At 73.5% G+C, this 25,771-nt stretch carries 26 protein-coding genes and 1 pseudogene; 17 read left to right on the top strand and 10 right to left on the bottom strand.

Annotated elements, in window-relative coordinates:
* The first annotated feature begins 175 nt into the window (after nucleotides 1-175).
* The 4 genes from ACGF5T_RS27430 to ACGF5T_RS27445 all read left to right on the top strand — a co-directional run bounded on the left by ACGF5T_RS27430 (nucleotide 176) and on the right by ACGF5T_RS27445 (nucleotide 3,947).
* Nucleotides 176-841 (top strand): PadR family transcriptional regulator, encoded by a 666-nt coding sequence (locus ACGF5T_RS27430; protein WP_361010039.1) that lies wholly within the window; start codon nucleotides 176-178, stop codon nucleotides 839-841.
* A 282-nt stretch (nucleotides 842-1,123) separates the two neighbouring features.
* Complete coding sequence (locus ACGF5T_RS27435; RefSeq protein WP_361010042.1) at nucleotides 1,124-1,663, top strand: Clp protease N-terminal domain-containing protein; 540 nt, start codon at nucleotides 1,124-1,126, stop codon at nucleotides 1,661-1,663.
* 111 nt (nucleotides 1,664-1,774) lie between these two features.
* Nucleotides 1,775-2,779, top strand: a complete 1,005-nt coding sequence (locus ACGF5T_RS27440; RefSeq protein ID WP_356606276.1) for an EamA family transporter — start codon at nucleotides 1,775-1,777, stop codon at nucleotides 2,777-2,779.
* Between the two features lie 187 nt (nucleotides 2,780-2,966).
* Nucleotides 2,967-3,947 carry a DMT family transporter gene (locus ACGF5T_RS27445; protein ID WP_366767568.1) on the top strand — a complete coding sequence of 327 codons (981 nt, stop codon included), beginning with the start codon at nucleotides 2,967-2,969 and terminating at the stop codon, nucleotides 3,945-3,947.
* 70 nt (nucleotides 3,948-4,017) lie between these two features.
* Here the strand turns inward: ACGF5T_RS27445 and ACGF5T_RS27450 are convergent, their stop codons facing one another.
* Nucleotides 4,018-4,704, bottom strand: a complete 687-nt coding sequence (locus ACGF5T_RS27450; RefSeq protein WP_366767569.1) for a pyridoxamine 5'-phosphate oxidase family protein — start codon at nucleotides 4,702-4,704, stop codon at nucleotides 4,018-4,020.
* Between the two features lie 35 nt (nucleotides 4,705-4,739).
* Here ACGF5T_RS27450 and ACGF5T_RS27455 point away from each other — a divergent pair, with 35 nt between their 5' ends.
* Nucleotides 4,740-6,077 carry an aminotransferase class I/II-fold pyridoxal phosphate-dependent enzyme gene (locus tag ACGF5T_RS27455; RefSeq protein WP_361010048.1) on the top strand — a complete coding sequence of 446 codons (1,338 nt, stop codon included), beginning with the start codon at nucleotides 4,740-4,742 and terminating at the stop codon, nucleotides 6,075-6,077.
* Between the two features lie 295 nt (nucleotides 6,078-6,372).
* Here ACGF5T_RS27455 and ACGF5T_RS27460 read toward each other — a convergent pair whose 3' ends face one another.
* A complete protein-coding gene (locus tag ACGF5T_RS27460) occupies nucleotides 6,373-7,344 on the bottom strand; it encodes a DMT family transporter (RefSeq protein WP_366767571.1) in 972 nt (323 codons plus the stop codon).
* A 75-nt stretch (nucleotides 7,345-7,419) separates the two neighbouring features.
* Here ACGF5T_RS27460 and ACGF5T_RS27465 point away from each other — a divergent pair, with 75 nt between their 5' ends.
* A complete protein-coding gene (locus ACGF5T_RS27465) occupies nucleotides 7,420-8,322 on the top strand; it encodes a LysR family transcriptional regulator (protein ID WP_361010054.1) in 903 nt (300 codons plus the stop codon).
* Nucleotides 8,323-8,380: 58 nt separating this feature from the next.
* On the opposite strand, the gene ACGF5T_RS27470 is transcribed toward ACGF5T_RS27465, so the two are convergent.
* Nucleotides 8,381-8,848, bottom strand: coding sequence for a pyridoxamine 5'-phosphate oxidase family protein (locus tag ACGF5T_RS27470; RefSeq protein ID WP_356606288.1), 468 nt, complete (start codon nucleotides 8,846-8,848; stop codon nucleotides 8,381-8,383).
* Nucleotides 8,845-9,339, bottom strand: a complete 495-nt coding sequence (locus tag ACGF5T_RS27475; protein ID WP_361010057.1) for a Rieske (2Fe-2S) protein — start codon at nucleotides 9,337-9,339, stop codon at nucleotides 8,845-8,847. The genes ACGF5T_RS27470 and ACGF5T_RS27475 overlap by 4 nt, the downstream gene beginning before the upstream one ends.
* Nucleotides 9,340-9,531: 192 nt before the next feature.
* On the opposite strand from ACGF5T_RS27475, the gene ACGF5T_RS27480 reads away from it, so the two are divergent.
* Both ACGF5T_RS27480 and ACGF5T_RS27485 read left to right on the top strand, forming a co-directional pair.
* Nucleotides 9,532-10,293, top strand: coding sequence for a HipA family kinase (locus ACGF5T_RS27480; protein WP_366767572.1), 762 nt, complete (start codon nucleotides 9,532-9,534; stop codon nucleotides 10,291-10,293).
* On the top strand, nucleotides 10,290-10,673 hold the full coding sequence (locus ACGF5T_RS27485) for a DUF3037 domain-containing protein (RefSeq protein WP_356606294.1): 384 nt from the start codon (nucleotides 10,290-10,292) through the stop codon (nucleotides 10,671-10,673). Before ACGF5T_RS27480 ends, ACGF5T_RS27485 begins: the two co-directional genes overlap by 4 nt.
* A gap of 32 nt (nucleotides 10,674-10,705) precedes the next feature.
* Here ACGF5T_RS27485 and ACGF5T_RS27490 read toward each other — a convergent pair whose 3' ends face one another.
* Complete coding sequence (locus tag ACGF5T_RS27490; protein WP_366767573.1) at nucleotides 10,706-11,491, bottom strand: hypothetical protein; 786 nt, start codon at nucleotides 11,489-11,491, stop codon at nucleotides 10,706-10,708.
* Between the two features lie 271 nt (nucleotides 11,492-11,762).
* On the opposite strand from ACGF5T_RS27490, the gene fabG reads away from it, so the two are divergent.
* The 5 genes from fabG (at nucleotide 11,763) to ACGF5T_RS27515 (ending at nucleotide 16,557) form a co-directional block, all read left to right on the top strand.
* Nucleotides 11,763-12,524 (top strand): 3-oxoacyl-ACP reductase FabG, encoded by a 762-nt coding sequence (gene fabG / locus ACGF5T_RS27495; RefSeq protein ID WP_356606298.1) that lies wholly within the window; start codon nucleotides 11,763-11,765, stop codon nucleotides 12,522-12,524.
* Between the two features lie 36 nt (nucleotides 12,525-12,560).
* On the top strand, nucleotides 12,561-13,322 hold the full coding sequence (locus ACGF5T_RS27500) for an SDR family oxidoreductase (protein ID WP_356606300.1): 762 nt from the start codon (nucleotides 12,561-12,563) through the stop codon (nucleotides 13,320-13,322).
* A 208-nt stretch (nucleotides 13,323-13,530) separates the two neighbouring features.
* Nucleotides 13,531-15,117, top strand: coding sequence for an ABC transporter substrate-binding protein (locus ACGF5T_RS27505; protein WP_356606302.1), 1,587 nt, complete (start codon nucleotides 13,531-13,533; stop codon nucleotides 15,115-15,117).
* An 83-nt stretch (nucleotides 15,118-15,200) separates the two neighbouring features.
* Complete coding sequence (ung, locus tag ACGF5T_RS27510; RefSeq protein ID WP_366767574.1) at nucleotides 15,201-15,884, top strand: uracil-DNA glycosylase; 684 nt, start codon at nucleotides 15,201-15,203, stop codon at nucleotides 15,882-15,884.
* 130 nt (nucleotides 15,885-16,014) lie between these two features.
* Nucleotides 16,015-16,557 carry a hypothetical protein gene (locus ACGF5T_RS27515; RefSeq protein WP_366767575.1) on the top strand — a complete coding sequence of 181 codons (543 nt, stop codon included), beginning with the start codon at nucleotides 16,015-16,017 and terminating at the stop codon, nucleotides 16,555-16,557.
* Between the two features lie 674 nt (nucleotides 16,558-17,231).
* Here ACGF5T_RS27515 and ACGF5T_RS27520 read toward each other — a convergent pair.
* Nucleotides 17,232-17,744 carry a DinB family protein gene (locus ACGF5T_RS27520; protein WP_356606308.1) on the bottom strand — a complete coding sequence of 171 codons (513 nt, stop codon included), beginning with the start codon at nucleotides 17,742-17,744 and terminating at the stop codon, nucleotides 17,232-17,234.
* 12 nt (nucleotides 17,745-17,756) lie between these two features.
* A pseudogene (gene lnt / locus ACGF5T_RS27525) lies at nucleotides 17,757-19,304 on the bottom strand (apolipoprotein N-acyltransferase); the annotation flags it as partial.
* A 180-nt stretch (nucleotides 19,305-19,484) separates the two neighbouring features.
* On the opposite strand from lnt, the gene ACGF5T_RS27530 reads away from it, so the two are divergent.
* Complete coding sequence (locus ACGF5T_RS27530) at nucleotides 19,485-20,261, top strand: SDR family oxidoreductase (RefSeq protein WP_361010078.1); 777 nt, start codon at nucleotides 19,485-19,487, stop codon at nucleotides 20,259-20,261.
* Nucleotides 20,262-20,333: 72 nt separating this feature from the next.
* Here the strand turns inward: ACGF5T_RS27530 and ACGF5T_RS27535 are convergent, their stop codons facing one another.
* From ACGF5T_RS27535 to ACGF5T_RS27545, 3 genes are all read right to left on the bottom strand, one after another.
* Complete coding sequence (locus tag ACGF5T_RS27535; RefSeq protein ID WP_356606316.1) at nucleotides 20,334-20,513, bottom strand: hypothetical protein; 180 nt, start codon at nucleotides 20,511-20,513, stop codon at nucleotides 20,334-20,336.
* A gap of 63 nt (nucleotides 20,514-20,576) precedes the next feature.
* A complete protein-coding gene (locus tag ACGF5T_RS27540) occupies nucleotides 20,577-21,452 on the bottom strand; it encodes an undecaprenyl-diphosphate phosphatase (RefSeq protein ID WP_356606318.1) in 876 nt (291 codons plus the stop codon).
* Between the two features lie 258 nt (nucleotides 21,453-21,710).
* Complete coding sequence (locus tag ACGF5T_RS27545; RefSeq protein WP_356606320.1) at nucleotides 21,711-22,490, bottom strand: TVP38/TMEM64 family protein; 780 nt, start codon at nucleotides 22,488-22,490, stop codon at nucleotides 21,711-21,713.
* Between the two features lie 49 nt (nucleotides 22,491-22,539).
* Between ACGF5T_RS27545 and ACGF5T_RS27550 the strand changes: the two genes are divergently transcribed.
* The 3 genes from ACGF5T_RS27550 to ACGF5T_RS27560 all read left to right on the top strand — a co-directional run bounded on the left by ACGF5T_RS27550 (nucleotide 22,540) and on the right by ACGF5T_RS27560 (nucleotide 25,740).
* Nucleotides 22,540-23,262 carry a DNA alkylation repair protein gene (locus tag ACGF5T_RS27550; RefSeq protein WP_361010082.1) on the top strand — a complete coding sequence of 241 codons (723 nt, stop codon included), beginning with the start codon at nucleotides 22,540-22,542 and terminating at the stop codon, nucleotides 23,260-23,262.
* A 270-nt stretch (nucleotides 23,263-23,532) separates the two neighbouring features.
* Nucleotides 23,533-24,723, top strand: a complete 1,191-nt coding sequence (gene tuf / locus ACGF5T_RS27555) for an elongation factor Tu (RefSeq protein WP_361010085.1) — start codon at nucleotides 23,533-23,535, stop codon at nucleotides 24,721-24,723.
* Between the two features lie 225 nt (nucleotides 24,724-24,948).
* Nucleotides 24,949-25,740 carry a fused MFS/spermidine synthase gene (locus ACGF5T_RS27560; RefSeq protein WP_366767621.1) on the top strand — a complete coding sequence of 264 codons (792 nt, stop codon included), beginning with the start codon at nucleotides 24,949-24,951 and terminating at the stop codon, nucleotides 25,738-25,740.
* The last annotated feature ends 31 nt before the right edge of the window (nucleotides 25,741-25,771 follow it).

Raw genomic sequence — 25,771 nt, forward strand, 5'->3', positions numbered from 1 at the left:
CCAATCCGCGAGTGCTGGACCGGACGGACCCGATGGACCCGATGGACCGGGTTCCGTGCGGACCGGTGCTGATGTCCGGTACTTGCCGCGCGATAGTTTCCGATATATCGTTGAGGCATCGCGTTCGATACGTGATGGATCTACGACAGATCAATGATCGAATGGAGTGATGACGATGCGTACCCACGGATACGAGCGTGGACACGGTGGACACGGTCGCGGAGAGGGCGGCCCCGGCGGTCCCTTCGGGCGCGGCGGCTTCGACGGCTTCGACGGCCGCCGTGCGGCCTTCGGTCCCTTCGGGCCGGGCGGCCCCGGCGGTGGTCCCGGCGGTCCCTTCGGGCCCGGCTTCGGGCACGGCGGCCCCTGGGGCGGCCGTGGTCGCGGCGGGCCCAGGGGGAGGGCGCGGCGCGGCGACGTACGGGCCTCGATACTGGCTCTCCTGAAGGACCGTCCGATGCACGGCTACGAGATGATCCAGGAGATCGCCGAGCGCAGCGGCGGAGCGTGGAAGCCCAGCCCCGGGTCGGTGTACCCCACCCTCCAGCTGCTGGAGGACGAGGGTCTGATCGCCAGTGAGAGCGAGGGCGGCAAGAAGCTGTTCGCCCTCACCGAGGCGGGCCGCGCCGCGGCCGAGGAAGGCCCCGAAGCTCCCTGGGAGGAGGCCTCGCGGGGCGTCGACTGGGAGGCGCTGAACGACGTCCGGCAGGCCGGCTTCGGGCTGATGGAGGCTTTCGGCCAGGTCTGGAAGACCGGCAGCAAGGAGCAGCGGGAGAAGGCGCTCGCCGTCATCGGTGACGCCCGCAAGAAGCTGTACCTGATCCTCGCCGACGAGGACTGACCCGGCACGGCCCCGGACCGAGGTGCCTCGCGGAGCGATCCGCGGGGCACCTTTCGCGTACCGGTGTCCTCGGCGGCGGCGGCGGCACGGCGGCGGGTCGGCCGGTGTTCTCGTCGTGGCGGTGCTCGGCAGACGGCAAGTCGACGCGCGGTCGACGGGGCGAAACGGCTTGATCTCATCCGTAAGGAGGAGATTCCGGCCGCACGGGTCCACTCTGCGTGGGACGCCGAAATGCTTCCCCTCGGGGATGACCCGATCGGGCGGGACTGGTGAGCTGAGGGAGTGCAATCCCGTATCCCCCGGCAGTCTGCCGGAGAGCAAGGCGGCCGAGGCCCGGACGGCGCCGACGCCGATGCCCGGTTCAGCGCGGAACTGGCATCGGTGATCTCCGGCGCCCGCCGCAGAGCGGTGCGGGACGGCGACCGGCACATCGACACGGCGCACCTGCTGCACTCCCTCCTGGAGTACGACCCGCAGGCACGCGCCCTCCTCGGCGAGGGGCCGCAGGTAGCGCGCCTGCTCGGCTACCTCGTGCAGCGCAGCATCGGCTACGGCCTGCGCTGGCAGGGCAGCGTCGAGGACTCCGGGACCCTGCCCCGGGCGACCGGCGCGGCCGGATTCTCGCCGCTGGCCTCCGCGGTCCTGGAGGACGCCTGCGCCCGCGCCGCCCGCCGCGGAGCCGACCGGGCCGTCGGTGTCGACCTGCTCGCCGCCCTCGTCGCGGACCCGCGGACGCGGGCCGTGGAGGTGCTGGGCCGCGCCGCCGTGGAGCCGCGTGCGGTACTGGCCCGCGCGGAGGAGCATCGCGAGCCGACGCCCTGACCCTCACCCTCGAGCCCCGGGGTGCTGATCGCGGGTCGTCGGCGTCCTGGACGTCCAGTCGGTGAGACAGGTGTCATCAAGGGTGACGGTCATGTCGTCCCCTGTCATCATGTGCCGGTGCATACGACAGACAGCGCTCACGGCAGCCGCGGAAGAGGCACCGGGCTCGGTCTCGCCCTCGCCTCCGCGGTCGCCTTCGGAGGGTCCGGGGTCGCGGCCAAGCCGCTGATCGAGGCGGGACTCGACCCGCTCCACGTGGTCTGGCTGCGGGTGGCCGGCGCCGCCCTGGTGATGCTGCCGCTCGCCGTGCGCCACCGTGCGCTGCTGCGCAGCCGTCCCGGGCTGCTCGCCGGATTCGGGCTGCTCGCCGTGGCCGGTGTCCAGGCCTGCTACTTCGCCGCCATCTCCCGTATCCCCGTGGGCGTCGCGCTGCTCGTCGAGTACCTGGCACCCGCCCTGGTGCTCGGCTGGGTGCGGTTCGTGCAGCGCCGGCCGGTGACACGGGCCGCGGCGCTCGGCGTGGTCCTCGCGGTCGGCGGTCTCGCCTGCGTGGTGGAGGTCTGGTCGGGCCTGCGCTTCGACGCCCTCGGACTGCTCCTCGCGCTCGGCGCCGCCTGCTGCCAGGTCGGCTACTTCGTCCTGTCCGACCAGGGCAGCGACGCCGGTGAGGAGGCCCCCGACCCGCTCGGTGTCATCGCCTACGGCCTGCTCGTCGGGGCCGCGGTGCTCACCGTCGTCGCCCGACCCTGGAGCATGGACTGGTCCCTGCTCGCGGACACCGCGCCCATGAACGGCACCCCCGTCGCCGCCGCGCTGCTGCTGGCCTGGATCGTGTTCATCGCCACGGTCCTCGCCTACGTCACCGGCGTCGTCGCCGTCCGCCGTCTCTCGCCCCAGGTCGCCGGCGTGGTGGCGTGCCTCGAAGCGGTCGTCGCGACCGTCCTGGCCTGGGTCCTGCTCGGCGAGCACCTCTCCGCCCCGCAGATCGTCGGCGGTGCCGTGGTCCTCGTGGGTGCCTTCATCGCCCAGTCGTCGACGCCCGCGAAGGGCTCTCCCGAGCCACTGGCCGGGGGCGGCCCCGAAAGGGAGTTGTCCGGCCGGGGAACCGCGGCCTAAGGTGCTGATCATGCATTCCGACACACTCGTCCTCCCGCCTCCGGTCGCCTGAGGCGGGCCCCCTCGACCAGCCCGGCGCGCTGTCGCAGGGCCTCAGGACGCTGCCCGCAGACGCAGTCCCCGCGCCCCGGTCCTTCCGGGGCCGCTTCGAACTCCCGCGCCTCGTGCGCGTCTGCGGAGAGAACTCGTGTCGAATGCCTTCACCGGCCTGCCCGTCGGGCGTGGCCTGCTGTATCTGATCGTCGCCGGTGTCGCCTGGGGCACCGCCGGGGCCGCCGCCTCGCTGGTCTACCGGGCCAGCGACATGGGGCCCGTCGCCCTGTCGTTCTGGCGCTGCGCCATCGGGCTGGTGCTGCTGCTCGCGGTCCGTCCGCTGACCTCCCGCCGTCCGCGCGGCGCGGTCCGAGCGGTCCGCGAACCCCTCGCCCGCAGGGCCCCGCGAGCCCTCGTCACGGGCCTGGGCCTCGCGGTGTTCCAGACCGCCTACTTCGCCGCGGTGCAGTCCACCGGCCTCGCCGTGGCCACGGTCGTGACCCTGGGCGCCGGCCCGGTGCTGATCGCGCTCGGCGCACGCCTCGCCCTGGGGGAGCGTCTGGGGTGGGGCGGAACCACCGCCGTGCTCGGGGCGCTCGCCGGGCTCGGGGTGCTCGTCCTCGGCGGCGGCGCCGCCGGCGTGCGCCTGTCGGGGGTGCTCCTCGCCCTGCTGTCCGCGGTCGGGTACTCGCTGATGACCCTGCTCACCCGCTGGTGGGGCCGGGACGGCGGGGCGGACGCCGGGAGCACGTCCGTCGGGGCGTTCGCCGTCACCAGTGCCTGCCTGCTGCCGCTCGCCCTGGCCGAGGGGCTGGTGCCGCACACCGCCGAGCCGGCCCGGCTCCTGTGGCTCCTGGTGTACGTCGCGGCCGTTCCGACCGCCCTCGCCTACGGGCTCTACTTCGCCGGAGCCGCCGTCGTCCGGTCCGCGACCGTCTCCGTGATCATGCTCCTCGAGCCGGTCAGCGCGGCAGGGCTCGCCGTCCTCGTGCTGGGCGAGCACCTCACCGCGGCGACGCTGGCGGGCACGCTGTTGATGCTCGTCTCGGTCGCCGGGCTCGCGGTGGCGGAGGCTCGGGCGGCTCGGGAGGTGAGGGAGGCGAGGGAGGCGCGGACGCGGCCGGCGCCGGTGTGACCGCGGGGGGCCTCTCGGCGGGGAGGCCCCCTTACCGGGCCGGCCGGTGCGTCTCAGGAGCGGACCGGTGTCACAGGGCCGACAGGTAGCCGGGCAGCACGGTGCCGGGAGCCAGGCCGGGATCGGCGACCGGGGCGTCGTAACCCTTGCGGAGCGGGAGGAGACCGGCCCAGTGGGGGAGGGCGAGGTCCTCGGCTTCGTCGTTCACACCGCCGGTGCGCAGCTTGGCGGAGACCTCGTCCAGGTCCAGGCGGATCACGGCGGTGGCGGCCAGTTCCTTCTTGTCGGCCGGCCGGGAGTCGGCGGAGCGTCCGGGGACGACGTGGTCGACCAGCGCGTCCAGCGCCGTGCGCTTCTCCTGGGGGCCCGTCACGTCGTAGGCGGTTCCGTGCACGACCACCGACCGGTAGTTGATCGAGTGATGGAAGGCCGAGCGGGCCAGCACCAGCGCGTCCACGTGCGTCACCGTCAGGCACACGGGCAGGCCCGGGTCGGCCGCGCCCGTCATCCGCAGCGGCCGGGAGCCCGTCGAGCCGTGCACGTAGAGGCGCTGGCCCACCCGGGCGTAGAGCGTCGGGAGGACCACCGGGGCGCCGTCGCGGACGAAGCCGAGATGGCACACGTAGCCCTCGTCGAGTATCGAGTGCACCAGTTCCTTGTCGTAGGAGGCCCGGTCGGCGGAGCGGGTGGGGACGGTGCGGTCGGTGGGCGGATAGGTGGTGCCGGGCTGCGACGGCGTCCGTGTGGTCCCCTGCATGGCGCTCTCCATTGTACTAGTGCATAATCTGCTTTGTGCTAGGAGAATATCGGGTCACGGGCCGGGGCGCAGCGGAGATTTCGGCGAGCATCGAGCGTGCGGTGGGCGCGGGCGAGCTGGAGCCGGGGCAACCGCTGCCGCCGATGCGGGAGTTGGCGCAGCAGCTGGGGGTGAACCCGAACACGGTCGCCGCCGCCTACCGCACCCTGCGCGAGCGCGGGGTCATCGAGACGTCCGGGCGGCGGGGCAGCAGGGTGCGCGCGACACCCGCCACCACCGGGCGCGAGTTCATCCGGGTGGAGGTGCCGGAGGGTGCGCGCGACGTGGCCGACGGCAATCCGGACCCGGCCCTGCTGCCGGCCCTGGGCCCGGCGTTCGCCGCCGCGGCCGAGCAGGGTGACCGGGAGCCGGTGCTGTACGGGGACGCGGCCGTGGAGCCCGAACTGCTGCGCATCGCCCGGGCCGAACTGGACGCGGACGGCGTACCGGACGGGCCCGTGGCCGTCACCTCCGGCTCGCTGGACGCCATGGAGCGCGTGCTCGCGACCCACCTCAGGGCGGGTGACGCGGTCGCCGTCGAGGATCCCGGCTGGGGCAGCCTCCTCGACCTCGTCCCCGCGCTCGGCCTGCGCGCGGTCGCCGTCGGCGTCGACGACGAGGGGCCGCTGCCCGACGACGTACGCCGGGTCCTCGCGGCCGGCGCCCGGGCCCTGGTCGTCACCGACCGGGCGCAGAACCCGACGGGCGCGGCGGTGAGCGCCGCGCGGGCGCGTGCGCTCAGGGCCGTGCTGAGCGAGTACCCCCGGACGCTGCTGATCGAGGACGACCACGGTCACCGCATCGTCGACCTGCCCCTGCACCCCCTCGCCGGTACGACCCACCACTGGGCCTTCGTCCGTTCGGCCGCCAAGGCCTACGGCCCCGACCTGCGGCTCGCCGTGCTGACGGGGGACGCCGTCACCCTCGACCGGGTGCGCGGGCGGCAGCGGCTGGGCCCCGGCTGGGTCAGCCGCATCACCCAGCGGGCCGTGGCCCGGTTGTGGGCGGGCGGCTCGGTGGACCCGCGCGCGGTGGCGGCGGCGTACGGGCGGCGCAGGGAAGCCCTGCTCGGCGCGCTCGCGGAACGCGGGGTCGCCGCGTACGGGCGCAGTGGCATGAACGTGTGGGTTCCCGTGCCGGACGAGACCGGGGCCGTCGCCCGGCTGCTGCACGCCGGCTGGGCGGTGGCGCCCGGCGCCCGCTTCCGGCTGACCGCACCGCCGGGGGTCCGGATCACCGTCTCGACGCTGACCGACGGCGACATCGGGCCGCTGGCGGACGTGGTCGCGGAGGCGGTGAGGGCACGGACGGGGCGGCTCCGGAGCCACGCGTGAGCTGCGCTCGCCGGCCGGTCGGGGCCGGTACGGGGGACCGGTGCGGGTCTCGCGGGGGCGTGGCCGACCGTGCGGGGCGACTGGGTTCGGGGCGTTCGTAGGGTGGCTGGTGGTGCGGGGCGGTTGGATCGGGGTGTCGGCCGTGCCGGGCCGCCGGATCGAGGGCGTCCATGAGGTGGCGGCCGTCCCGAGCCGCCGTCCCGAGCCGCCGTCCCGAGCCGCGGTCCCGGGCCGCGGTCCCGGGCCGCCGTCCCGGGGCGTCCGCTCGGGGCCGTGGGAGGAAGCCGCCGCCCGCCTACGTCAGGGTCTTCTCGCGCTCCGGCCTGCGGAGGGACCCGCGCGCCGGGCCCTCCGTGGAGGTCCTGGGCCGCGACTGGGTGAGGGCCGCGCCCGCGAGGACGATCACCGCGCCGAGCGGCGTCGACCAGGACAGGGACTCGCCGAGGAGGGTGACGCCCGCGGCGGTGGCGATGACCGGGGTGAAGTACGTGACCATCTGGGCCGTCGTCGGCCCGACCTCGGCGACCAGGTCGTACTGGATCAGGAAGGCGAGCCCCGTCCCTAGGATGCCCAGCGCCGCGACCGACAGCAGCGGCAGCAGCGGGAAGCTGCTCGGCACCGAGGTGAACAGCGGTGTCACGGCGGCCAGTTGCACCGTGGCCAACGACAGCTGGGCACCGGCCAGGGAGAGGTGGGAGTGGCTGGAGCCGGCCAGCGTGCGACGGACGTAGATCCAGCCGACCGGATAGCTGAGCGAGGCCAGCAGCGCCAGGGCCGTGCCCGTGACGTCCAGGCCCTGGAAGCCCTGCCAGACCCCCAGCACCGTCAGGACGCCGAGGAAGCCGATGCCGAGGCCGGCCACCCGCCGCCGGGTCGGACGGTCCTCGGAGAGGGCGACCAGTGACAGGGCCATGCCCCACAGCGGCGAGGTCGCGTTGCAGATACCGGCGAGCGAGGAGGGGATCGTCAGCTCGGCGAAGGCGAACAGGGAGAACGGCAGCGCGTTGAGCAGGAACCCGGCGACCGCCAGATGCGCCCAGGTCGACGCCCCGCGCGGCAGCCGCTCCCGCTTCACGGCCATCGCCGCGACGACCACCGCGGTACCGAACAGCAACCGCCCCAGCGTGACCTGGAACGGGGCGAAGGCCTCGGTCCCCACCTTGATGAAGAGGAAGCTGAAGCCCCAGACCAGGGACAGCAGGCCGAAGCGCAGCCGCCAGTCGAAGGCGCGGCGGACCGCGGGGGAGGGCGTGACCGGGGTACTCATGCGGACCACGATGGCCCACCCCGTCTTCGTAGCACAATCGAGATTTCGCGCGGAGTACCTCGTAGTATTGCTTACATGTTGAACCTGGAGCGCCTGCGTACCCTCGACGCCCTGGCGCGGCACGGATCGGTCAGCGGTGCCGCCGCGGGCCTGCACATCACCACCTCCGCCGTCTCCCAGCAGATGGCCAAACTGGAGCGCGAGGCCGGGCAGCGCCTGCTCGCCAAGAACGGCCGGGGCGTGCGGCTCACGGACGCCGGACGGCTGCTCGCCGAGCACGCGGCCCGCATCCTCTCCCAGGTCGAGCTGGCCCAGGCCGACCTGGAGGCGCAGCGCGGCCAGGTGGCGGGCGAACTGAGGATCTCGGCGTTCCCGACGGCCGCCCGCGGCCTCTTCCCGGCGGCACTGTCCGCGCTGCGCTCCGAGCACCCCGCCCTGCGCATCCGCTCCTGCGAGCTGGAGCCCGAGCGCGGCATCGCGGGCGTGGTGCGCGGCGACCTCGACCTGGCCGTCGTACTCGACTGGTACAACAAGCCGATGCCGCTGCCCGACGGGCTGGTCAAGGCGCAGCTCCTGGACGATCCCGCCGACGTGGCCATGCCGGCCGGGCATCGGCTGGCGGGCCGGGACGAGGTGGACCTCGCCGAGTTCGCTGACGACGAGTGGATCACCTGGGGAGAGGGCGAGTTCTGCCACGAGTGGCTGATGTTCACCCTGCGCTCGAAGGGCATCGAGCCGGTCGTCGGCCACCGCGCGGCCGAGACCCACACCCAACTCGGGCTGGTCGCCGCGGGGCTCGGTGTGTGCATCGCCCCGCTGCTCGGACGCCATCCGGTGCCGGCCGGGGTGGTCACCGCGCCGCTGCGGCAACGGGTGCGCCGGCACGTGTACGTCGTCTGGCGCGCGGACGCCGACCGCCGCCCGTCGATCCGGGCGGCGGTGGAGGCGTTGCGGGCGACGGCGGGAGGGCTCCGCTGACGATCGGCGTGCGGCTCGCCCGCCGGGCCTACCGCCCGACCGCCTACCGCCCGACCGCCTACCGCGCGGCGAGCTTGCGGAAGTCCCAGGAGACGACCTTCTCGGGCGTCAGCCGCAGCCAGGCGTGGCGGCCGTCGTGCGGCATCTCGTCCAACCCGAAGTTCTTGCGGGCGAAAAGCGTCTCCGGGACGTCCAGTTCGGCGCACAGCTCGCCCGTGCGGGGCACCTCACCGACGAACTCCACCCGGCCGGACAGCTCCGCGCCGCGCAACTCGTCGTACGCCTCCCCGGTGTCGATCACGACGGCCACCCGGGGGTCGCGTCGCAGATCCGTCCAGCGCCGACTGCGCACGACCGAGTACCACCACATCGCGGAGCCGTCCCAGGCGAACCAGAGCGTGCTCACGTGCGGGGCGCCGTCGGCCGAGACCGTGGCGACCCGGCAGGTGCGCTGGACGGTGAGGAACGCGTCCAGCTCGCCCGGGGTCATCATGATCTTCCGGCCCCGGCGCTGGGGGACGGTCACCCGGCCAGCCGGATCGAGTCCCCGCTGACCGTGATCTGCACGGCCGGCAGCGGCTTGCGCGCCGGACCGCTCTGCACGCTGCCGTCGGTGATGGAGAAGTTGCTGTTGTGGCAAGGGCAGTTGATGACGCCCTCGGACACGCTCTTCACCGCGCAGCCCTGGTGGGTGCAGGTGGCGGAGAAGGCCTTGAACTCGCCCGCCGCGGGCTGGGTGACCACCACTTTCTGATCGGCGAAGACCTTCCCGCCGCCTTCGGGGATGTCCGCGGTCGCCGCGAGCGCCGCGCCGGCACCGGCGTCGTCGCCGCCCGAACCGCCGCCGTCCGCCGCCTCTGCGGAGGGAGCCGACGGCGCGGCGCCGGTGTCGCTCGACGCGTCGTCGTCGGACCCGCCGCAGGCGGTCAGCACGACGGCGAGCCCCGCCGCTCCGGCCGCGGCCACGACGGTACGACGAGCCGGTCCGGCTGCGGGGTGGAACGATGCGCTGGTCATGCTGGGTCCCTTCCGGGGTGGATGCGTGATGATCTGCCGAGAGGTACGGGCCCGGTGCACATGCTGTTCAGACCGTGCCGAGATGCTGTCGCCCCGGCGGTCGGACGGGCGTAAACCACAGCTGTCGATCAGCTGTCGACCGGGCCCCCGCCCGAGGCCCGTGCCGTCCCACCCCGCCGGTAGCCTGGGGCGATGCTCAAGGAAGTCATCGCGACCCGCTACATCACGCCGTTGCGTGAGGGCGGTTCGCTGCCGGGACTGATCGAGGCCGACGACCTCGGGACGTACGTCCTGAAGTTCACCGGCGCGGGACAGGGCCGCAAGACGCTCGTCGCCGAAGTGGTCTGCGGGGAACTCGCCCGGCGGCTGGGCTTCCGGGTGCCCCGGCTGGTGACGGTCGGCCTCGACCCGGTGCTGGGGCTCGGCGAACCCGACCAGCAGGTGCAGGAACTGCTCAAGTCGAGCGGTGGCACCAACCTCGGGATGGGCTTCCTGTCCGGCGCCCTCGGCTTCGACCCGCTCGCCTTCGAGGTGAGCCCGGAAGAGGCCGGGCGGATCGTGTGGTTCGACGCGCTGGTGAACAACGTCGACCGGTCCTGGCGCAACCCCAACCTGCTGAGGTGGCGGAGCGAGGTGTGGCTCGTCGACCACGGCGCCACCATGATCTGGCACCACCACTGGCCCGGCGCAGAGACCTCCGCCGCCCGGCCCTACGACGCCTCGGACCATGCCCTCGCGCGCTTCGCCCCGGACGTACGCGCGGCCGCGGCCGAGCTGGCCCCGCTGGTCACCGAGGAACTCCTGGCCGACGTGACCGCGGAGATCCCGGACGTCTGGCTGTCGGACGAGCCCGGCTTCGCCACGCCCGACGCACTGCGGCGCGCCTACGCACGCCCCCTGCTCGACCGGGCCGCCACCGTCCACGAGCGCGTACAGGTGGAGGGGCACCGATGAGCGACCGTCACGTCTTCGAGTACGCGCTGCTGCGCGTCGTCCCCCGGATCGAGCGCGGGGAGTGCGTCAACGCCGGGGTGCTCGTGTACTGCCGGGCCCGTTCCTACGTCGGGGCCCGCACCCACCTCGACGAGGCCCGGCTGCTGGCCCTCGACCCGCAGGTGGACCTGCCCGGCGTGCGGGCGGCGCTGCGGGCCGTCGAGAGCCTGTGCACCGGCGGGGACGCGGCGGGCCAGGCGGCCGGTGACGATCCCGGCCGCCGTTTCCGCTGGCTGATCGCTCCCCGCTCCACGATCGTGCAACCGGGCCCCGTCCACACCGGCCTCACGGCCGACCCTGCGGCCGAGACGGAACGGCTGCTCGACCTGCTGGTGCGCTAGGGCCGGCGTGGGGTCCCCCTGGGAACCCGTGGTCACACCCGTCGGCGGCGCCTGACCACGAAGGCGGTGGCGAGCGCGGCGCTCGCCACGCAGCCCAGGCCGATGCCGAGGTCCCAGTCGCTGGGCCCGGTGCCCGACGCGCCGCCCAGCCCGCCCCGGGTGCCGAGCGTCGGTGCCGTGGTCGGTGAGGTCGTGGGAGCCGGTACGGCGGGGGTCCGCGTCGGGGTGGCCACCGGGGCCGGGGTGGTGGGAGCGGGACGCGGCTTGGAGGTCGCGGAGATCGTCGGGAGCGAGTCCCGCCGCGGTGGCGCCCCGCCGACGGAGCCGCCGGCCTGCCAGGCGGCCCCGTTCCCGCCCTGGTCGGCGTGGCCCTGGTCGGTGTGCCCCTGGCCGAGCGGACCTTCGTCGGGTCGGCCCCCATCGGTTCCGCCCTGACCCGCGCCCTGGCCGGAGCCCGTTCCGTCCCCGTCGCCCTGACCCGGGCGGAACTCGTCGAGCCCGCTCTGGTCGAGGGGGCCTTCGTCGGTCCCGAACCCGTCGAGCCCGTCCTCGGCGAGCGGATCTCCCGAGAGGCCGTCCGGAGCGAGGCCGTCCGGAGCGAGACCGTCCGGGGAGAGCGAGCCCGGGGACAGGGCGTCGGGGGCGAACGGGTCGGGGGCGAACGGGTCGTCACCGGGGACAAGGGCGACGGCGGGCTGGTACGCCCTCAGCTGGGTGGGATTCCGGGAGCTCGGCTCCTGGGCGTGTGCGGGATCGGCCAGCGGCACGATCGCGGCGATCGCGACGGCTATGCCTGCGGCACCGGTACGACGGCGCATGGACGCCTCCTTTCCGGCCACGAGTGGCTCGAGTTCCGACGCTAGGGCGCCGGTGGCGCGGGGGCCCGCAGCGGTGGGCCGATCGGGTGGGCCGGGCACGGCGACCCACCCGGGACCCCGGGTAATGGATCACACCGGCCCGGTGTCCCGTTGACACCGGGTGCCAGGGCTTCTAGCGTCACGTCTGCGGAAGGTACTAAGCGGTCGCTCACCACCGGGCGGCCCGCGGAGCTCCGCATGGGCCGCATCCCCAGGACGAGGAGAAGCAGCAATGTCCACCACTGAGCACCGGGTCGCCGTCGTCACCGGAGCCGCGCGCGGCATCGGTGCCGCCACCGCCGTACGACTGGCCGCGGAGGGCCGCGCCGTCGCCGTCCTCGACCTCGACGAGGCGGCCTGCAAGGACACCGTGGAGAAGATCACCGCGGCCGGCGGCAAGGCCATCGCGGTCGGCTGCGACGTCTCCGACGAGGCGCAGGTCGAGGCGGCCGTCGCGCGGATCGCCGACGAACTGGGCGCGCCGACGATCCTCGTCAACAACGCGGGCGTACTGCGCGACAACCTGCTGTTCAAGATGAGCGTCTCCGACTGGGACACCGTCATGAACGTGCACCTGCGCGGCGCCTTCCTGATGTCCAAGGCCTGCCAGAAGCACATGGTGGACGCCGGCTTCGGCCGCATCGTCAACCTGTCCTCGTCCTCGGCGCTCGGCAACCGCGGCCAGGTCAACTACTCCGCCGCCAAGGCAGGTCTGCAGGGCTTCACCAAGACCCTCGCCAAGGAGCTCGGCAAGTTCGGCGTCACCGCCAACTCCGTCGCCCCCGGCTTCATCGCCACCGAGATGACCAAGGCCACCGCCGACCGCGTCGGCATGGGCTTCGACGACTTCAAGGCCGCCGCCGCCACGCAGATCCCGGTGGCGCGCGTCGGCGAGCCCGAGGACATCGCCAACGCCATCGCCTTCTTCACCGGCGAGGCCGCCGGCTTCGTCTCCGGCCAGGTGCTGTACGTGGCCGGCGGACCGCTCGACTAGGGATCGCGGAGACTAGGGAACCTAGGGACCACTGACATGACTGAACTCCCCGGACTCTCCGGCAAGGTCGCGCTCGTCACCGGCGCCAGCCGCGGCATCGGCTACGGCGTCGCCGAGGCGCTCGTCGCGCGCGGCGACCGCGTCTGCATCACCGGACGCAACGAGGAAGCCCTCGAGGAGGCCGTCGACAAGCTCGGCTCCGACCGGGTCATCGGCGTCGCGGGCAAGGCGCACGACGAGGCCCACCAGGCCGTCGCCGTCGAGCGCACGATGGAGGCCTTCGGCCGCGTCGACTTCCTGGTCAACAACGCCGGCACCAACCCGGTGTTCGGGCCGATCGCCGACCTCGACCTGAACGTCGCGCGCAAGGTGTACGAGACCAACGTGATCTCGGCCCTCGGTTTCGCCCAGCGCACGTGGCACGCCTGGCAGAAGGACAACGGCGGCGCGATCGTCAACATCGCCTCGGTGGCGGGCCTGTCGCCCTCGCCCTTCATCGCCGCCTACGGCGTCAGCAAGGCCGCGCTGATCAACCTCACCGCGCAGCTCGCGCACGAGTTCGCGCCCAAGGTGCGGGTCAACGCGATCGCCCCGGCCGTCGTGAAGACCAAGTTCGCCGCCGCCCTGTACGAGGGCCGCGAGGAGGAGGCCGCCGCGGGCTACCCGCTGGGCCGGCTCGGCGTCCCCTCCGACATCGGCGGCGCCGCCGCGTTCCTCACCTCGGCCCAGTCCGACTGGGTCACCGGGCAGACGCTGGTGGTCGACGGGGGCATCTTCCTGAACGCCGGCGTGGCCTGATACCGACGCTCACCGAGCCGCAGGGACACCGAAGAGCACGGGCGCCGTCTCCACGGACGGCGCCCGTGTCCGCGTTTCGAGATCACCGGGGGCATGACAACGTAGTCATCGCCAGATGATCAAAACCCCTGTTCAGAAGGGGGTTCAGGGGGCGTGGTGCTGCGGTATGGTCTGCCGACCTTGGTACGGCGGATCGAGGAGCGTGCGCGTGTTCAACCGGAAGCGAGGCCTGCGGCGGGTCGCGGCCATCGTGTCCATATCGTCGCTGGTCACCGGATGCGGCATCCTGTCGTCCGACAGCTCGGACGACGAGGGGCCCATCGTGGTCGGCACGACCAGCGCTCCCAGCACCCTGGATCCGGCCGCCTCCTGGGACGGCTCCTGGGAGCTGTTCCGCAACGTCTACCAGACGCTGCTCAGCTACCCGGGCGGTGCGACCGAGCCCCAGCCCGACGCCGCGGAGAAGTGCGCCTTCACCGACACCTCCAACCAGGTCTACCGCTGCGAGCTGCGCAAGGGCCTGACCTTCTCCAACGGGGACCGACTGGACGCCCGGGCGGTCAAGCACTCGATCGACCGGATCAGGAAGATCAACGTCAACGGCGGTCCCGCGGGCCTGCTGGGCACCCTCGAACGGGTCCAGGCGCCGAGCGAGCGCGAGGTGGTCTTCCACCTCGGAAAGCCGGACGCGACCTTCCCGTTCGTACTCGCCACCCCCGCCATGTCGATCGTCGAACCCGGCGGCTACCCGGCCGACGCGCTGCGCGAGGACGGCAAGGTCGTCGGCTCCGGCCCCTACGAGCTCCGGTCGTACACGGACGGCGAGCGTGCCGAACTCGTCCGCAACGACCGCTACGAGGGCTTCGCCGAACGCCACAACGACGCGGTGACCATCCGCTACTTCAAGGACTCCGCCGGCATGGTCGAGGCGCTGCGCGACGGGGACATCCAGGTCACCTACCGGGGGCTCGCGGCCGACGACGTCATCACCCTGCAGGGCAAGGCCAGCAAGGACGAGAACCTCCAACTGGTGGAGGGGAGCGGGACGGAGATCCGCTACCTCGTCTTCAATCCCGAGGACCCCTGGGCGGGCCGGAAGGAAGTGCGCCAGGCCATCGCCCAGGTGATCGACCGCGCGGCCATCGCCCACAAGATCTACCGGGACACCGTCGACCCGCTGTACTCGATGGTCCCCAAGGGCCTCACCGGTCACACCACGGGTTTCTTCGACGACTACGGCGACCCCAGCGTCCCCAAGGCCCGCAAGATCCTCGCCGAGGCCGGCATCACCCGGCGCGTCCCGCTCACCCTCTGGTACACCACCGACCGCTACGGCTCGGAGACGGCGCAGGAGTTCGGCGAGATCAAGCGTCAGCTGGAGGCCTCCGAGCTGTTCGAGGTCACGCTCGAGAACCGGCCGTGGAAGACGTACGTCGCCGGCTACCAGAAGGGGGAGTACCCGGTCTTCGGCCGCGGCTGGTCCCCCGACTTCCCGGACGCGGAGAACTTCATCGCGCCCTTCGTCGGCGAGCAGAACGCGCTGGGCACGCCCTACCTCGCACCGGAGATCACCGGTGAGCTGCTGCCGCGCTCACGCCGGGAGAGCGACCGCGCCAACGTGGAGAAGGACTTCGAGCGGGCGCAGCAGATCCTGGTGGACGACGCCCGGCTGCTGCCGCTGTGGCAGGGCAAGCAGTACGTGGCGGCAAGTGCGGACATCTCGGGTGCGGAAGGGGCCATGGACCCCTCGACGATCATGATGATGTGGCAGCTGTACCGGAAGACCAGCTGGTAGACGCCGGCAGCGGCTCCCGATGTCAGTGGTCGCCGGTAGATTCCTGAGGACCGGAAGCGACCGCACAGCGTAAGGAAGTTGACGTGACCGACATCGCCATGCTGCCCGAGTCCTGGCGCGAGGTGCTGGGGGGCGAACTGCAGCAGCCCTACTTCAAGGAGCTGGTGGAGTTCGTCGAGGAGGAGCGGGCGAACGGCCCCGTCTACCCCCCGCGCGAGGAGGTCTTCGCCGCCCTGGAGGCCACGCCGTACGACCGGGTCAAGGTGCTGGTCCTCGGACAGGACCCGTACCACGGCGAGGGGCAGGGCCACGGCCTGTGCTTCTCGGTCCGGCCGGGCGTCAAGGTACCGCCCTCCCTGCGGAACATCTACAAGGAGATGCACGCCGAGCTGGACACCCCGATCCCGGACAACGGCTATCTCATGCCCTGGGCCGAGCAGGGCGTCCTGCTGCTCAACGCGGTGCTCACGGTGCGGGCCGGCGAGGCGAACTCGCACAAGGCCCGCGGCTGGGAGCTGTTCACCGACGCGGTGATCAGCGCGGTGGCCGACCGGACCGACCCGGCGGTGTTCGTGCTGTGGGGCAACTACGCGCAGAAGAAGCTGCCGCTCATCGACGAGACGCGGCACGTGGTCGTCAAGGGCGCGCACCCCTCGCCGCTGTCGGCGAAGAAGTTCTTCGGGTCCCGTCCGTTCACGCAGATCAACGAGGCGGTGGCAAAGCAGGGCCACGAGCCGATCGACTGGACCATCCCGAACCTGGGCTGACCCGCCGCCGGACCGGTCGGGCCGCTCGGCCACCGGGCCGCCCGCGCGCGTCACGGGCCGCCTGACCGGCATTTCCGGCAGGTGCGGTTAGCGTCGTCGGGGACAGCCGACGACGGGCACGGAGGACGCGGTGGCCAAGGGACAGGAGCAGACGGCGCCGGACGCCGTGCTGACGCGGATCGGGCAGGTCGTCATGCTGCACCACGCGGGCGACCGCGAGGAGGCCCGGCTCCGCTTCCTCGGTCTGTGGGCCGAGATCGGCGAGCACGGCGACCCGCTCCACCGCTGCACCCTGGCCCACTACCTGGCCGACACGCAGGACGACCCGGGGGACGAACTGGCCTGGGACCTGCGGGCGCTGTCGGCCGCCGAGGAACTCACCCGGGACCGGCCCGCCGACCGGAGAGAGGGCGTGCTCGCCGCGCGTGCCCTCTACCCGTCGCTGCACCTGAACCTGGCCGCCGACTACGACCGGCTCGGCCACCGTGAGGCCGCCCACCTGCACCTCAGGCGCGCCCGCGGCGCGGCGCGGTCCCTCGCCCCCGACCGCTACGGGGAGGGAGTGCGCGCGGCCATCGACCGGCTGGAGTCACGGCTGGCCGCGTCCGGCCCCGCCACGGACGGACCCGAGCGTCCCGACGGAGGATGGGGACCCCCGCGGCAGCGCCCCTGACCCGGCCGGGCCGGACCGACCCCGCCCGGGCGGTCCGTACCGGTCGTTCCGACTTCGAGCGGGCTCAGCGTCCGTACGTCTGCTCGCAGATGACCGCCTCCGGGCTGCCGGGCCGCCACCCGCCGTACTTCCTGCCGAGCGAGCACAGGTCCGCGTTCCCGCCGGCGTCCACCGCGGGCGACCGGGGGACGGAAGGGACGCCGGCGCGGGGCCGTTCCGGCGGGCGCGTCCGCTTCGGTGCCGCCGGCCGGGCGGGCCGCGACTGTTGTCCGGCGCCGGCGGCCGGCGGCTGCCGCCGCGGCGGGGCGGCCGGGGGCGTCGCGCGACGCGGTGCGCCGGAGGCGCCGTCGGGGGCCCGGGAGGGTCCGGTCGTCCCCAACGCCTCCCGGGCCGGGGCCTGCACGACGCGCGGCTCGGCCGGGCCGTCCGGGCGTGGCGCGGACGAGCGGGCGCCGTCCGCCGAAGGGCCGGCCGGGGCCGGACCGTGGACCGTCGTACAGCCGGCCAGGGCCGAGACGGCCATGGTCACCAGAAGCGTTGCGGTGGTCGTCGTTCGATGCACCCGCGCCACTCTGGCGGTCGGGGGCCCGGCCGTGGTGCCGGACGAGCGGAGTGTGCCTCGCACGGGTGATCTCAGGCCCCGTACGGAGGCCCGGGGGCCGCCGAGGCTGACGTCACTCCCCGGTGGTGCCGTCGAGGCATTCGCGGATCAGGTCGGCGTGCCCGTTGTGCCGGGCGTACTCCTCGATCATGTGGGTGTGGATCCAGCGCAGGCTGGGCCGTGCGCCGGTGCGCCGGTGCTTCCCGCGGGACAGGTCGTCGAGGTGGAAGCCCGCCGCGTTGCGCCGGGCGGCCTCGATCTCGGCCTGCCAGCCGGCGTACGCCTCCTGCCAGGTGTCGTCCTCGGTCAGGTGGAACTCACCGTCGGGGTCCTCGTCGGAGTAGTGGAGGGGGCCCGCGTCCTCGTCCGCGAGGACCCGGCGGTACCAGCTCCGCTCCGTCTCCGCCGCGTGCCGCACCAGCCCCATGAGGGACAGGTTCGAGGGAGCCACGGCGGCCGTCCTCAGCTGGGCGTCGGTGAGACCTTCGCACTTGAGGGCGAGGGTCTGCCGGTGGTACTCCAGCCAGCCCTCCAGCATGGTGCGTTCGTCGGCATCGGGGGCGGGTTCCAGGCGCTTCGTCGTCATGTCGGCATCCTCGTGCACGGTACGTCGTTCTGGTACGGGCGGTGCGGGAGCGTTCCGCCTGAGCCGCACCGCCCGTACGCCCTCGGCGGCGGCCCAGGCCGCCAGGACGAGCAGCGCCGCGTACTGGGTCCAGTCGCCGAAGCGGACGTAGGGCGTGCTGCCGTGCGTGAGCGGCACCTCGTAGACGCGCGAGGCGCTCGCGTCGGTGCCGAGCCACGAGCCGATCCGGGTGCCGTTCGCGTCGTAGACGGCGGAGACCCCGGTCAGGGTCGCGTGCACCATCGGCCGGCCGGTCTCGGCGGCGCGCAGCGCGGCCAGCGAGGCGTGCTGCCCGGGCGCCCAGGTCTGCTGGAACGTGGACGTGGACGACTGGGCGAGCAGCACCTCGGCCCCGTCGGCGGCCAGTCGGCGGCTCATGTCCGGGAACGCGCTCTCGAAGCACACCATCGGCCCGATCCGCAGCCCGCCGCCGACGCTCATGACGGTCTGCTCGGTGCCCCGCCTGCGGTCCTCGCCCGCCGCCTCGCCCACGGAGGTGGCCCAGCCGAGCAGGGAGCGGGCCGGGACGTACTCCCCGAACGGGACCAGCCGCATCTTGTCGTACCGGTCGCCGGTCGGGCCGTCGGGACCGACGAGCACCGAGCTCTTGTAGATGCCCGGCTTGTCGGAGCGGCGGGCGTCCACGTTGACCAGGATGTCCGCACCGGTCTCCCGGGACAGCGCGGCGAGCCGCCGCGCCAGGTCGGGCCGGTCGTCCAGGTCGAAGCCGACGCTGCTCTCGCCCCAGACGACGAGGTCGAGGTCCCGCCCGGACAGGCCGCGGGTGAGCTGCTCCTCGCGGTCGAAGCGCCGGTCGGCGCTGTCCGCCCCGGCGACGACACCGGGCTGCACCACGGCGATCGCGGCCCGCTCGTCGGTGTCGGGACGCGGTGACCAGGCCCAGGCCGCGGAGGTGGCGGCGGCGGTGGCGAGGAGGCCGGCGAGGGCGGGCGTCCGGGCCCGGCGGACGGCGACGAGCACGGCGAGCGCGACGTTGACGGTCACCACCAGGAAGCTCAGCAGCCACACCCCGCCCACCGAGGCGAGCCGCAGAGCCGGCGCCACCTGCCACTGACTCGCGCCGAGCACGCCCCAGGGACCGCCGAGCCCCTCCCAGGAACGGACCAGCTCCACCACCAGCCACCCCGAGGGCAGCACCACCAGCGCCGCCCCGGCCCGGCGGAGCGAGGGCGCCCCGCCCAGCATGCGGCGCACGAGCCAGCCCCACGGTGCCCAGAGTGCGCCCAGCAGCGCGGCGATGACGAAGGTGAACACGTGCAGGTTGGGCAGCAGCCAGTGGTGCATGGCCAGCATGAACCCGAAGCCGCCGCACCAGCCGTCGTACGCGGCCCGCCTTCCGCCCGGCGCGGTCCGGGCCAGCAGCAGCCAGGGCACCAGGGCGACCCAGGCCCACCACCACAGGGCGGGCCCCGGAAACGCCAGGACGGGAAGGGCGCCGGCGAGCACGGCGGTGGCCGAGCGCCGCCACGGAGAGGCCGTCCAGTGGTCGAGCGTCTTCATAGGCGCCTCCCTACCCCGTGGTCCTTTCAGTGTGCGCTCTCGACGAGGGCGGATTGCAGTTGATCACATGGGATGACCGCTTCCGGGGAAGCAGGGCCTCACCTAGGATGATCGATGATCGATCAAACAGGGTGGCGGTCCGGTCGGGCCAGGTCATCCGATCCCCTGCGGGAGGTACTCATGGAGCGTACGGAGCGTACGAGGCCTACAGGGCGTACGGGGCGTCCCGTCACGGTGGTCACCGGCGGCAGCCGGGGGATCGGCGCGGCCACCTGTCTGCGTCTCGCGGCGGACGGGCACGACCTCGTGGTGGGCTACGCGCGGGACTCGGCCGCCGCGGAGGCGGTCCTGACCGGGGTGCGCGAGGCGGGCGGACGGGGCGTCGCCGTGCGGGCGGACACGTCGGTCGAGGCCGACGTCGAGCGGCTCTTCGAGGTGGCCGAGGACCGGCTCGGGCCGGTGACGGGGCTCGTGAACAACGCGGCGGTGACCGGTCCGCTCGGGCGCCTGGCGGACAGCGACACCGCGAACCTGCGCCGCGTCCTCGACGTCAATCTGCTCGGCGTGCTGCTGTGTGCCCGGCGGGCGGCCCAGCTGATGTCCGCGCGGGGGAGCGGGGTGATCGTGAACGTGTCCTCGGGCGCGGCGACCATCGGCAGCCCCGGCGAGTACGTCCACTACGCGGCCACCAAGGCGGGCGTCGACGCCCTGACCCTGGGCCTGGCCAAGGAACTGGGCCCGGACGGTGTCCGCGTCAACGCCGTCGCGCCGGGGGTCGTCGACACCGACATGCACGCCGCGATGGGCGACCCGGAGCGTGCCGGGCGGATGGGAGCGGCCGTCCCGCTGGGCCGCGCGGGGCGGGCCGAGGAGATCGCCGCGGCGATCTCCTGGCTGATGTCGGCGGACGCGTCGTACACGACGGGGACGGTGGTGCGGGTGGCCGGCGGACGCTGACGCCGGGCCCGGGGGAGGACGGGTCCAGGCCTTGGGATGCCGTCGGCCGACCGGCGGGGAGGCCCGGGCCGGTCAGGCCGCCTCGATGACCTCGCCGCGGATCGCGGACGCCCACTCGACCACCAGCAACTCGTACTCCACGCGCTCCTGCGCCGACAGGGTCCCGCCCGCGCGCAGCCACAGCGCGCGGATCTCGTCGTTCAGCTCCGCTGCGGACCGCACGGAACCAGGAGTCAAGGAATCGGGGGACATGCGGAACAGCGTAGGGCCAAGCGCTGACAGTGCGCTACCGGACGGCTACACAAGCGGGTGCGGTCAGCCGGCGGACTCCGCGGCGTGCGGGCTGAGGACGCCCGCCGTGACCAGGATGATGATGAGGATGCCGAGGGCGATGCGGTACCAGACGAACGGCATGAAGCTCTTGGTCGAGATGAACTTCATGAACCAGGCGATGACCACGTAGCCGGTGGCGAAGGCGATGACCGTCGCGAACAGCGTCGGCCCCCAGGACACGTGGTCGTTCTCCATCGCGTCCTTCAGCTCGAACAGGCCGGAGGCGAGCACCGCCGGGATGGCGAGCAGGAACGAGTACCGGGCCGCCGCCTCGCGCCGGTAGCCCATGAAGAGCCCGCCGCTGATGGTGGCGCCGGAGCGGGAGACGCCGGGGATGAGGGCCGCCGCCTGGCAGAGGCCGTAGATCAGGCCGTCCCGGACCGTCAGGTTCTCCAGTTCCTTGCGCTGCTGGGGCGCGCGGTGCCGGCCGCCCTTCTCGTCCCGGGCCGCCCGCCGGTCCGCGATACCGATGATGACGCCCACGACGATCAGCATGGTCGCCGTGATCCGCAGGTCCCGGAACGGTCCCTCGATCTGGTCCTTCAGGGTCAGGCCGAGCACACCGATCGGGATCGAGCCGACGATCACGAGCCAGCCCATGCGGGCGTCGGGGTCGCGGCGCATCGACTTGTCGGTGAGCGACCGCGTCCACGCCGCGAGGATCCGCCCGATGTCCTTGCGGAAGTAGATGAGCACGGCGGCCTCGGTGCCGATCTGGGTGATCGCCGTGAAGGCCGCGCCCGGGTCGTGCCAGCCGGAGAACGCCGCGGTCAGCCGCAGGTGCGCGCTGGAGGACACGGGGAGGAACTCGGTCAGCCCCTGGACGAGTCCGAGGATGAGGGATTCAAACCAAGACATGAGGTTACGGAGTCCAAGTGCCGATCGAGAAACGGTCGATGGACACACCGCACCGCCGTGCGCGGTGATCAGGGTCTGGCGTGCCGAGGGGCAGCGTAGCGCCCCAAAGTGAAGATCGGCCCACAGGGGTGGAGGGGCTCCCGCGTGCGGTCGGACCGGTCGCTTGGCGGCCGGCGCGACCGCGCGCACCGACCGCCGGCGCCGGGTCCGGGGACGACGGGTCCGGGGAGGACGGGCGTGCCCCGGTCGGCGTCCGCGTCAGTGGCCGCGCAGCCGGTGCCGCTTGCGCCAGGCCACCGCGGCGCCCGCCAGCCCCGGCAGGGCGATGCAGGCCAGCGCGATGAGGAAGGCCGGCGACGTGGGCGTCGAGGCGCGGGCCCCCGCGACGACGTAGGCGGCGGTGTTGGGGATGGAGCCGAGGGCCGTCGCCAGAAGGAAGGGCAGCAGACCCATCCGGGAGACGGCCGCACAGTAGTTGGCGGCCGCGAACGGCACCCCGGGGAACAGCCGCGCCGCCAGCATCGAACGGAAGCCGTGCCGGCTGAGCTGTCCGTCCGCGGCCTTCAGCCACTTGCCCCGCAACAGCGGGCGCAGCGCCTCCTGGCCCAGCACCCGGCCGAGGCAGAAGGCGATCCCGGCGCCGAGCACCGTCCCCGCCAGCGCCGACGCGAGACCCAGCTGCGAGCCGAACAGGGCGCCGGCGGCCAGGTTGAGCAGGGGCCGGGGGACGAAAGCGACGGTGCACAGCCCGTACGCCACCGCGTAGGCGAGCGCCGCCGTGGCTCCGCCGAGCTGTGGTGGCCAGCCGTCGGTCAGCAACTCCTGCGGCCGGAACAGCAGGACCGTCGTCGCGGCCGAGGCGAGCAAGGCGAGGAGCAGGGAGAGTCGGGACCACGGGGAGAGCAGCACTCTCGTCACACGGGCGGCGAGGCCGGTCGGTGCGACCGGCCCGCCGGCTGTGGCGACGGCGAGCTCCGTTGCGGTGGCCCGGGGAGAGACCGTGGCGGTGCCCCCAGAGCGGGTGGTGGCATCGAGCATCCGGTGACACTAACCGACAAATGTGTGTGATCGCCGTATGGTGCGTCTCATGAGCGTCACAGCCAAGGGAGTTCCGGACGTCCCGCACAGTCCGCTCGCCGACACCGTGCTGGAGCGGCTCACCACCGTGTACGCCGCCGCGGCCGATCCCGAACGGGCCGCGACCCAGCGGGCGTACATGCGGGACGTGGCTCCCTTCCTGGGCCTGACCTCCCCTGATCGGCGCACGCTGTCCCGTACCGTCCTCGCGGGGACGCCCCGCCCCGACGAGCGGGACCTCACCGCGGTCGCCCTGCGCTGCTGGCGGCTGCCCGAGCGCGAGTACCAGTACTTCGCCGTGGACCTGCTGTGCCGGCATGTGACGAACTGCTCTTCCGGTTTCCTGCCGGTGGTCCGGCATCTGCTCACCACGGTGCCCTGGTGGGACACCGTCGACCTGCTCTCCGCGCACGTGGTCGGCGGCCTGGTCGCGGCCGATCGCGGGCTCACCGCCGAGATGGACGCCTGGATCGGGGACCCGGACCTCTGGCTGGTCCGGGCGGCCCTGCTCCACCAACTCCGCTACCGGCAGCGCACCGACACCGACCGGCTCTTCGGATACTGCCTGCGGCGCGGCGGCCACGACGACTTCTTCGTCCGCAAGGCCATCGGCTGGTGCCTGCGCGAGTACGCCAAGACGGACCCGGACGCCGTCCGCGCGTTCGTGGCGGAGAACGAGCGGCGCCTGGCACCGCTGTCCGTACGGGAAGCCCTGCGGACCATCGGGCGGTAGCGGACCGGGGCGGTCCACCAACTCCCGCGCCGCGAAAACCGTTCGACGCGGGGCGGGACCTCGGCGATGATCGGCGTCATGTTCCGGTACGCCTTCCACCTCGCAGCATCCGCGGTCGCGGATGCCCCGAAGGCTGCCGTCCTCTCCTTCACCGCCGCGGTCGACGGCGCCCGAAGCTGACCCTCCCCGGATCGTCCGGCGGACCCCGCAGGGGGAGGGTCGGCCGGTCACCGGGGTCCCAGCACCGCCACGAGGCTTCGAGGTAGCGCCATGTCCAAGACGGCGTACGTCCGCACCAAACCGCATCTGAACATCGGCACGATGGGCCATGTCGACCACGGCAAGACCACCCTGACCGCCGCCATCACCAAGGTCCTCGCCGAGCGCGGCGCCGACGGCACCACCCGCTACGTCTCCTTCGACCGCATCGACCGGGCCCCGGAGGAGTCGGCGCGCGGCATCACCATCAACCTCGCGCACGTCGAGTACGAGACCGACACCCGCCACTACGCGCACGTGGACATGCCGGGTCACGCCGACTACGTCAAGAACATGGTCACCGGCGCGGCCCAGCTGGACGGGGCGATCCTCGTCGTCTCCGCGCGGGACGGGGTCATGCCGCAGACGGCCGAACACGTCCTGCTCGCCCGGCAGGTGGGCGTGGACCACATCGTGGTCGCGCTCAACAAGGCGGACGCCGTCGAGGACGGCGAGGACGCGGAGCTGGCCGACCTGGTCGAGCTGGAGGTGCGGGACCTGCTCACCGCGCACGGCTATGGCGGTGACGCCGTGCCCGTCGTCCGGGTCTCGGGGCTGAGGGCGCTGGAGGGCGACCCGCGGTGGACGGCGTCCGTCGAGGCGCTGCTCGACGCCGTGGACACCTACGTGCCCGTGCCCGAGCGGTACCTGGACGCGCCGTTCCTGTTGTCGGTGGAGAACGTGCTCACCATCACCGGCCGCGGCACGGTCGTGACCGGCGCGGTCGAGCGCGGCACCGTCCGCGTCGGCGACCGCGTGGAGGTCCTCGGCGCCCGCGTCGACACGGTCGTCACCGGCGTGGAGACCTTCGGCAAGCCGATGGAGGAGGCGCAGGCCGGTGACAACGTGGCGCTGCTGCTGCGGGGCGTGGCCCGCGACACGGTGCGGCGCGGGCACGTGGTCGCCGCCCCCGGCAGTGTGGTGCCCGGTCGGCGCTTCACGGCGCGGGTGTACGTGCTGTCGGCGCGTGAGGGCGGGCGGTCGACGCCGGTCACCACGGGGTACCGGCCCCAGTTCTACATCCGGACCGCGGACGTGGTCGGGGACGTGGACCTCGGTGAGGTGGCCGTCGCCCGGCCCGGGGACACCGTCACGATGACGGTGGAACTGGGCCGGGACGTGCCGCTGGAGGCCGGTCTGGGGTTCGCCGTCCGTGAGGGCGGGCGCACCGTGGCGGCGGGGACCGTGACCGCCGTGGCGTGATGGAGGCCGGGGGTCCGTGGCGTCGCGGGTCCGCTGCGGGGAGGCGTCCGGGGCGCGGGGCGTCGCGGGTCCGGCGTGGTGGCCGGGCCCGCGGCGGCGCGGCTTCGGCCGGGGCCGCCGGGGCGCCCCCCGCCGGGGTGGGCGCTCGGCCCCGGGCACAATCAGGGGGTGAACGACGAAGCCGTACCCGTCAGCCGCGTCACCGACCACGGCACCGCGAAGCTCATGCCCGACGTCGACCGGAGGCGGGCCTGGCTGCTCACCGTCGACGGTGCCCCGCAGTCGTACGTCGACCTGGACGAGCCGGAGCACCTGGAGTTCGAGTACACGCGTCGGCTCGGCCACGTCCTGGACACGGTGGGCGAGCCGGGGCGGGCGCTGGACGTGCTGCACCTCGGCGGGGGTGCGATGACCCTCCCCCGGTACGTGTCGCGGACCCGGCCGGGCTCACGGCAGGACGTGGTGGAGGCCGACCGGGCCCTGCTGGACCTGGTCGCCGAGCACCTGCCGCTCCCGGACGGCGCCGGCGTCACCCCGCACGGTGCCGATGCCCGCGCCTGGCTGGAGGCCGCCCCCGCCGACTCGGCCGACGTCCTGGTCGCCGACGTCTTCTCAGGCTCCCGGGTGCCGGCCCACCTGACCTCCGTCGGCTACGCCCGCGAGGCGGCACGGGTCCTGCGGGCCGACGGCGTGTACGTGGCCAACCTCGCCGACGGGGCGCCGTTCCGCTTCCTGCGGGCCCAACTGGCCGGCTTCGCCACGCTCTTCGAGGAGCTGGCGCTGATCGCCGAACCGGGTGTGCTGCGCGGGCGCCGCTTCGGCAACCCGGTCCTCGTCGCCGCGCACCGGCCGCTCGACACGGCGGCCCTGGCCCGGCGCACCGCCGCCGACGCCTTCCCGGCCCGGGTCGAGCACGGGGCGGGCCTGCGGACGTTCATCGGCGACGCGCGGCCGGTGCGGGACGAGGACGCCGAGCCGTCGCCCGAACCTCCCGCGGGGGCGTTCGGCATCGGCTAGCCCCGGTGCACCGCCCTGCCCACCGCGCGTC

The sequence above is a fragment of the Streptomyces sp. NPDC047853 genome (assembly GCF_043204535.1).
Lineage (GTDB): Bacteria > Actinomycetota > Actinomycetes > Streptomycetales > Streptomycetaceae > Streptomyces.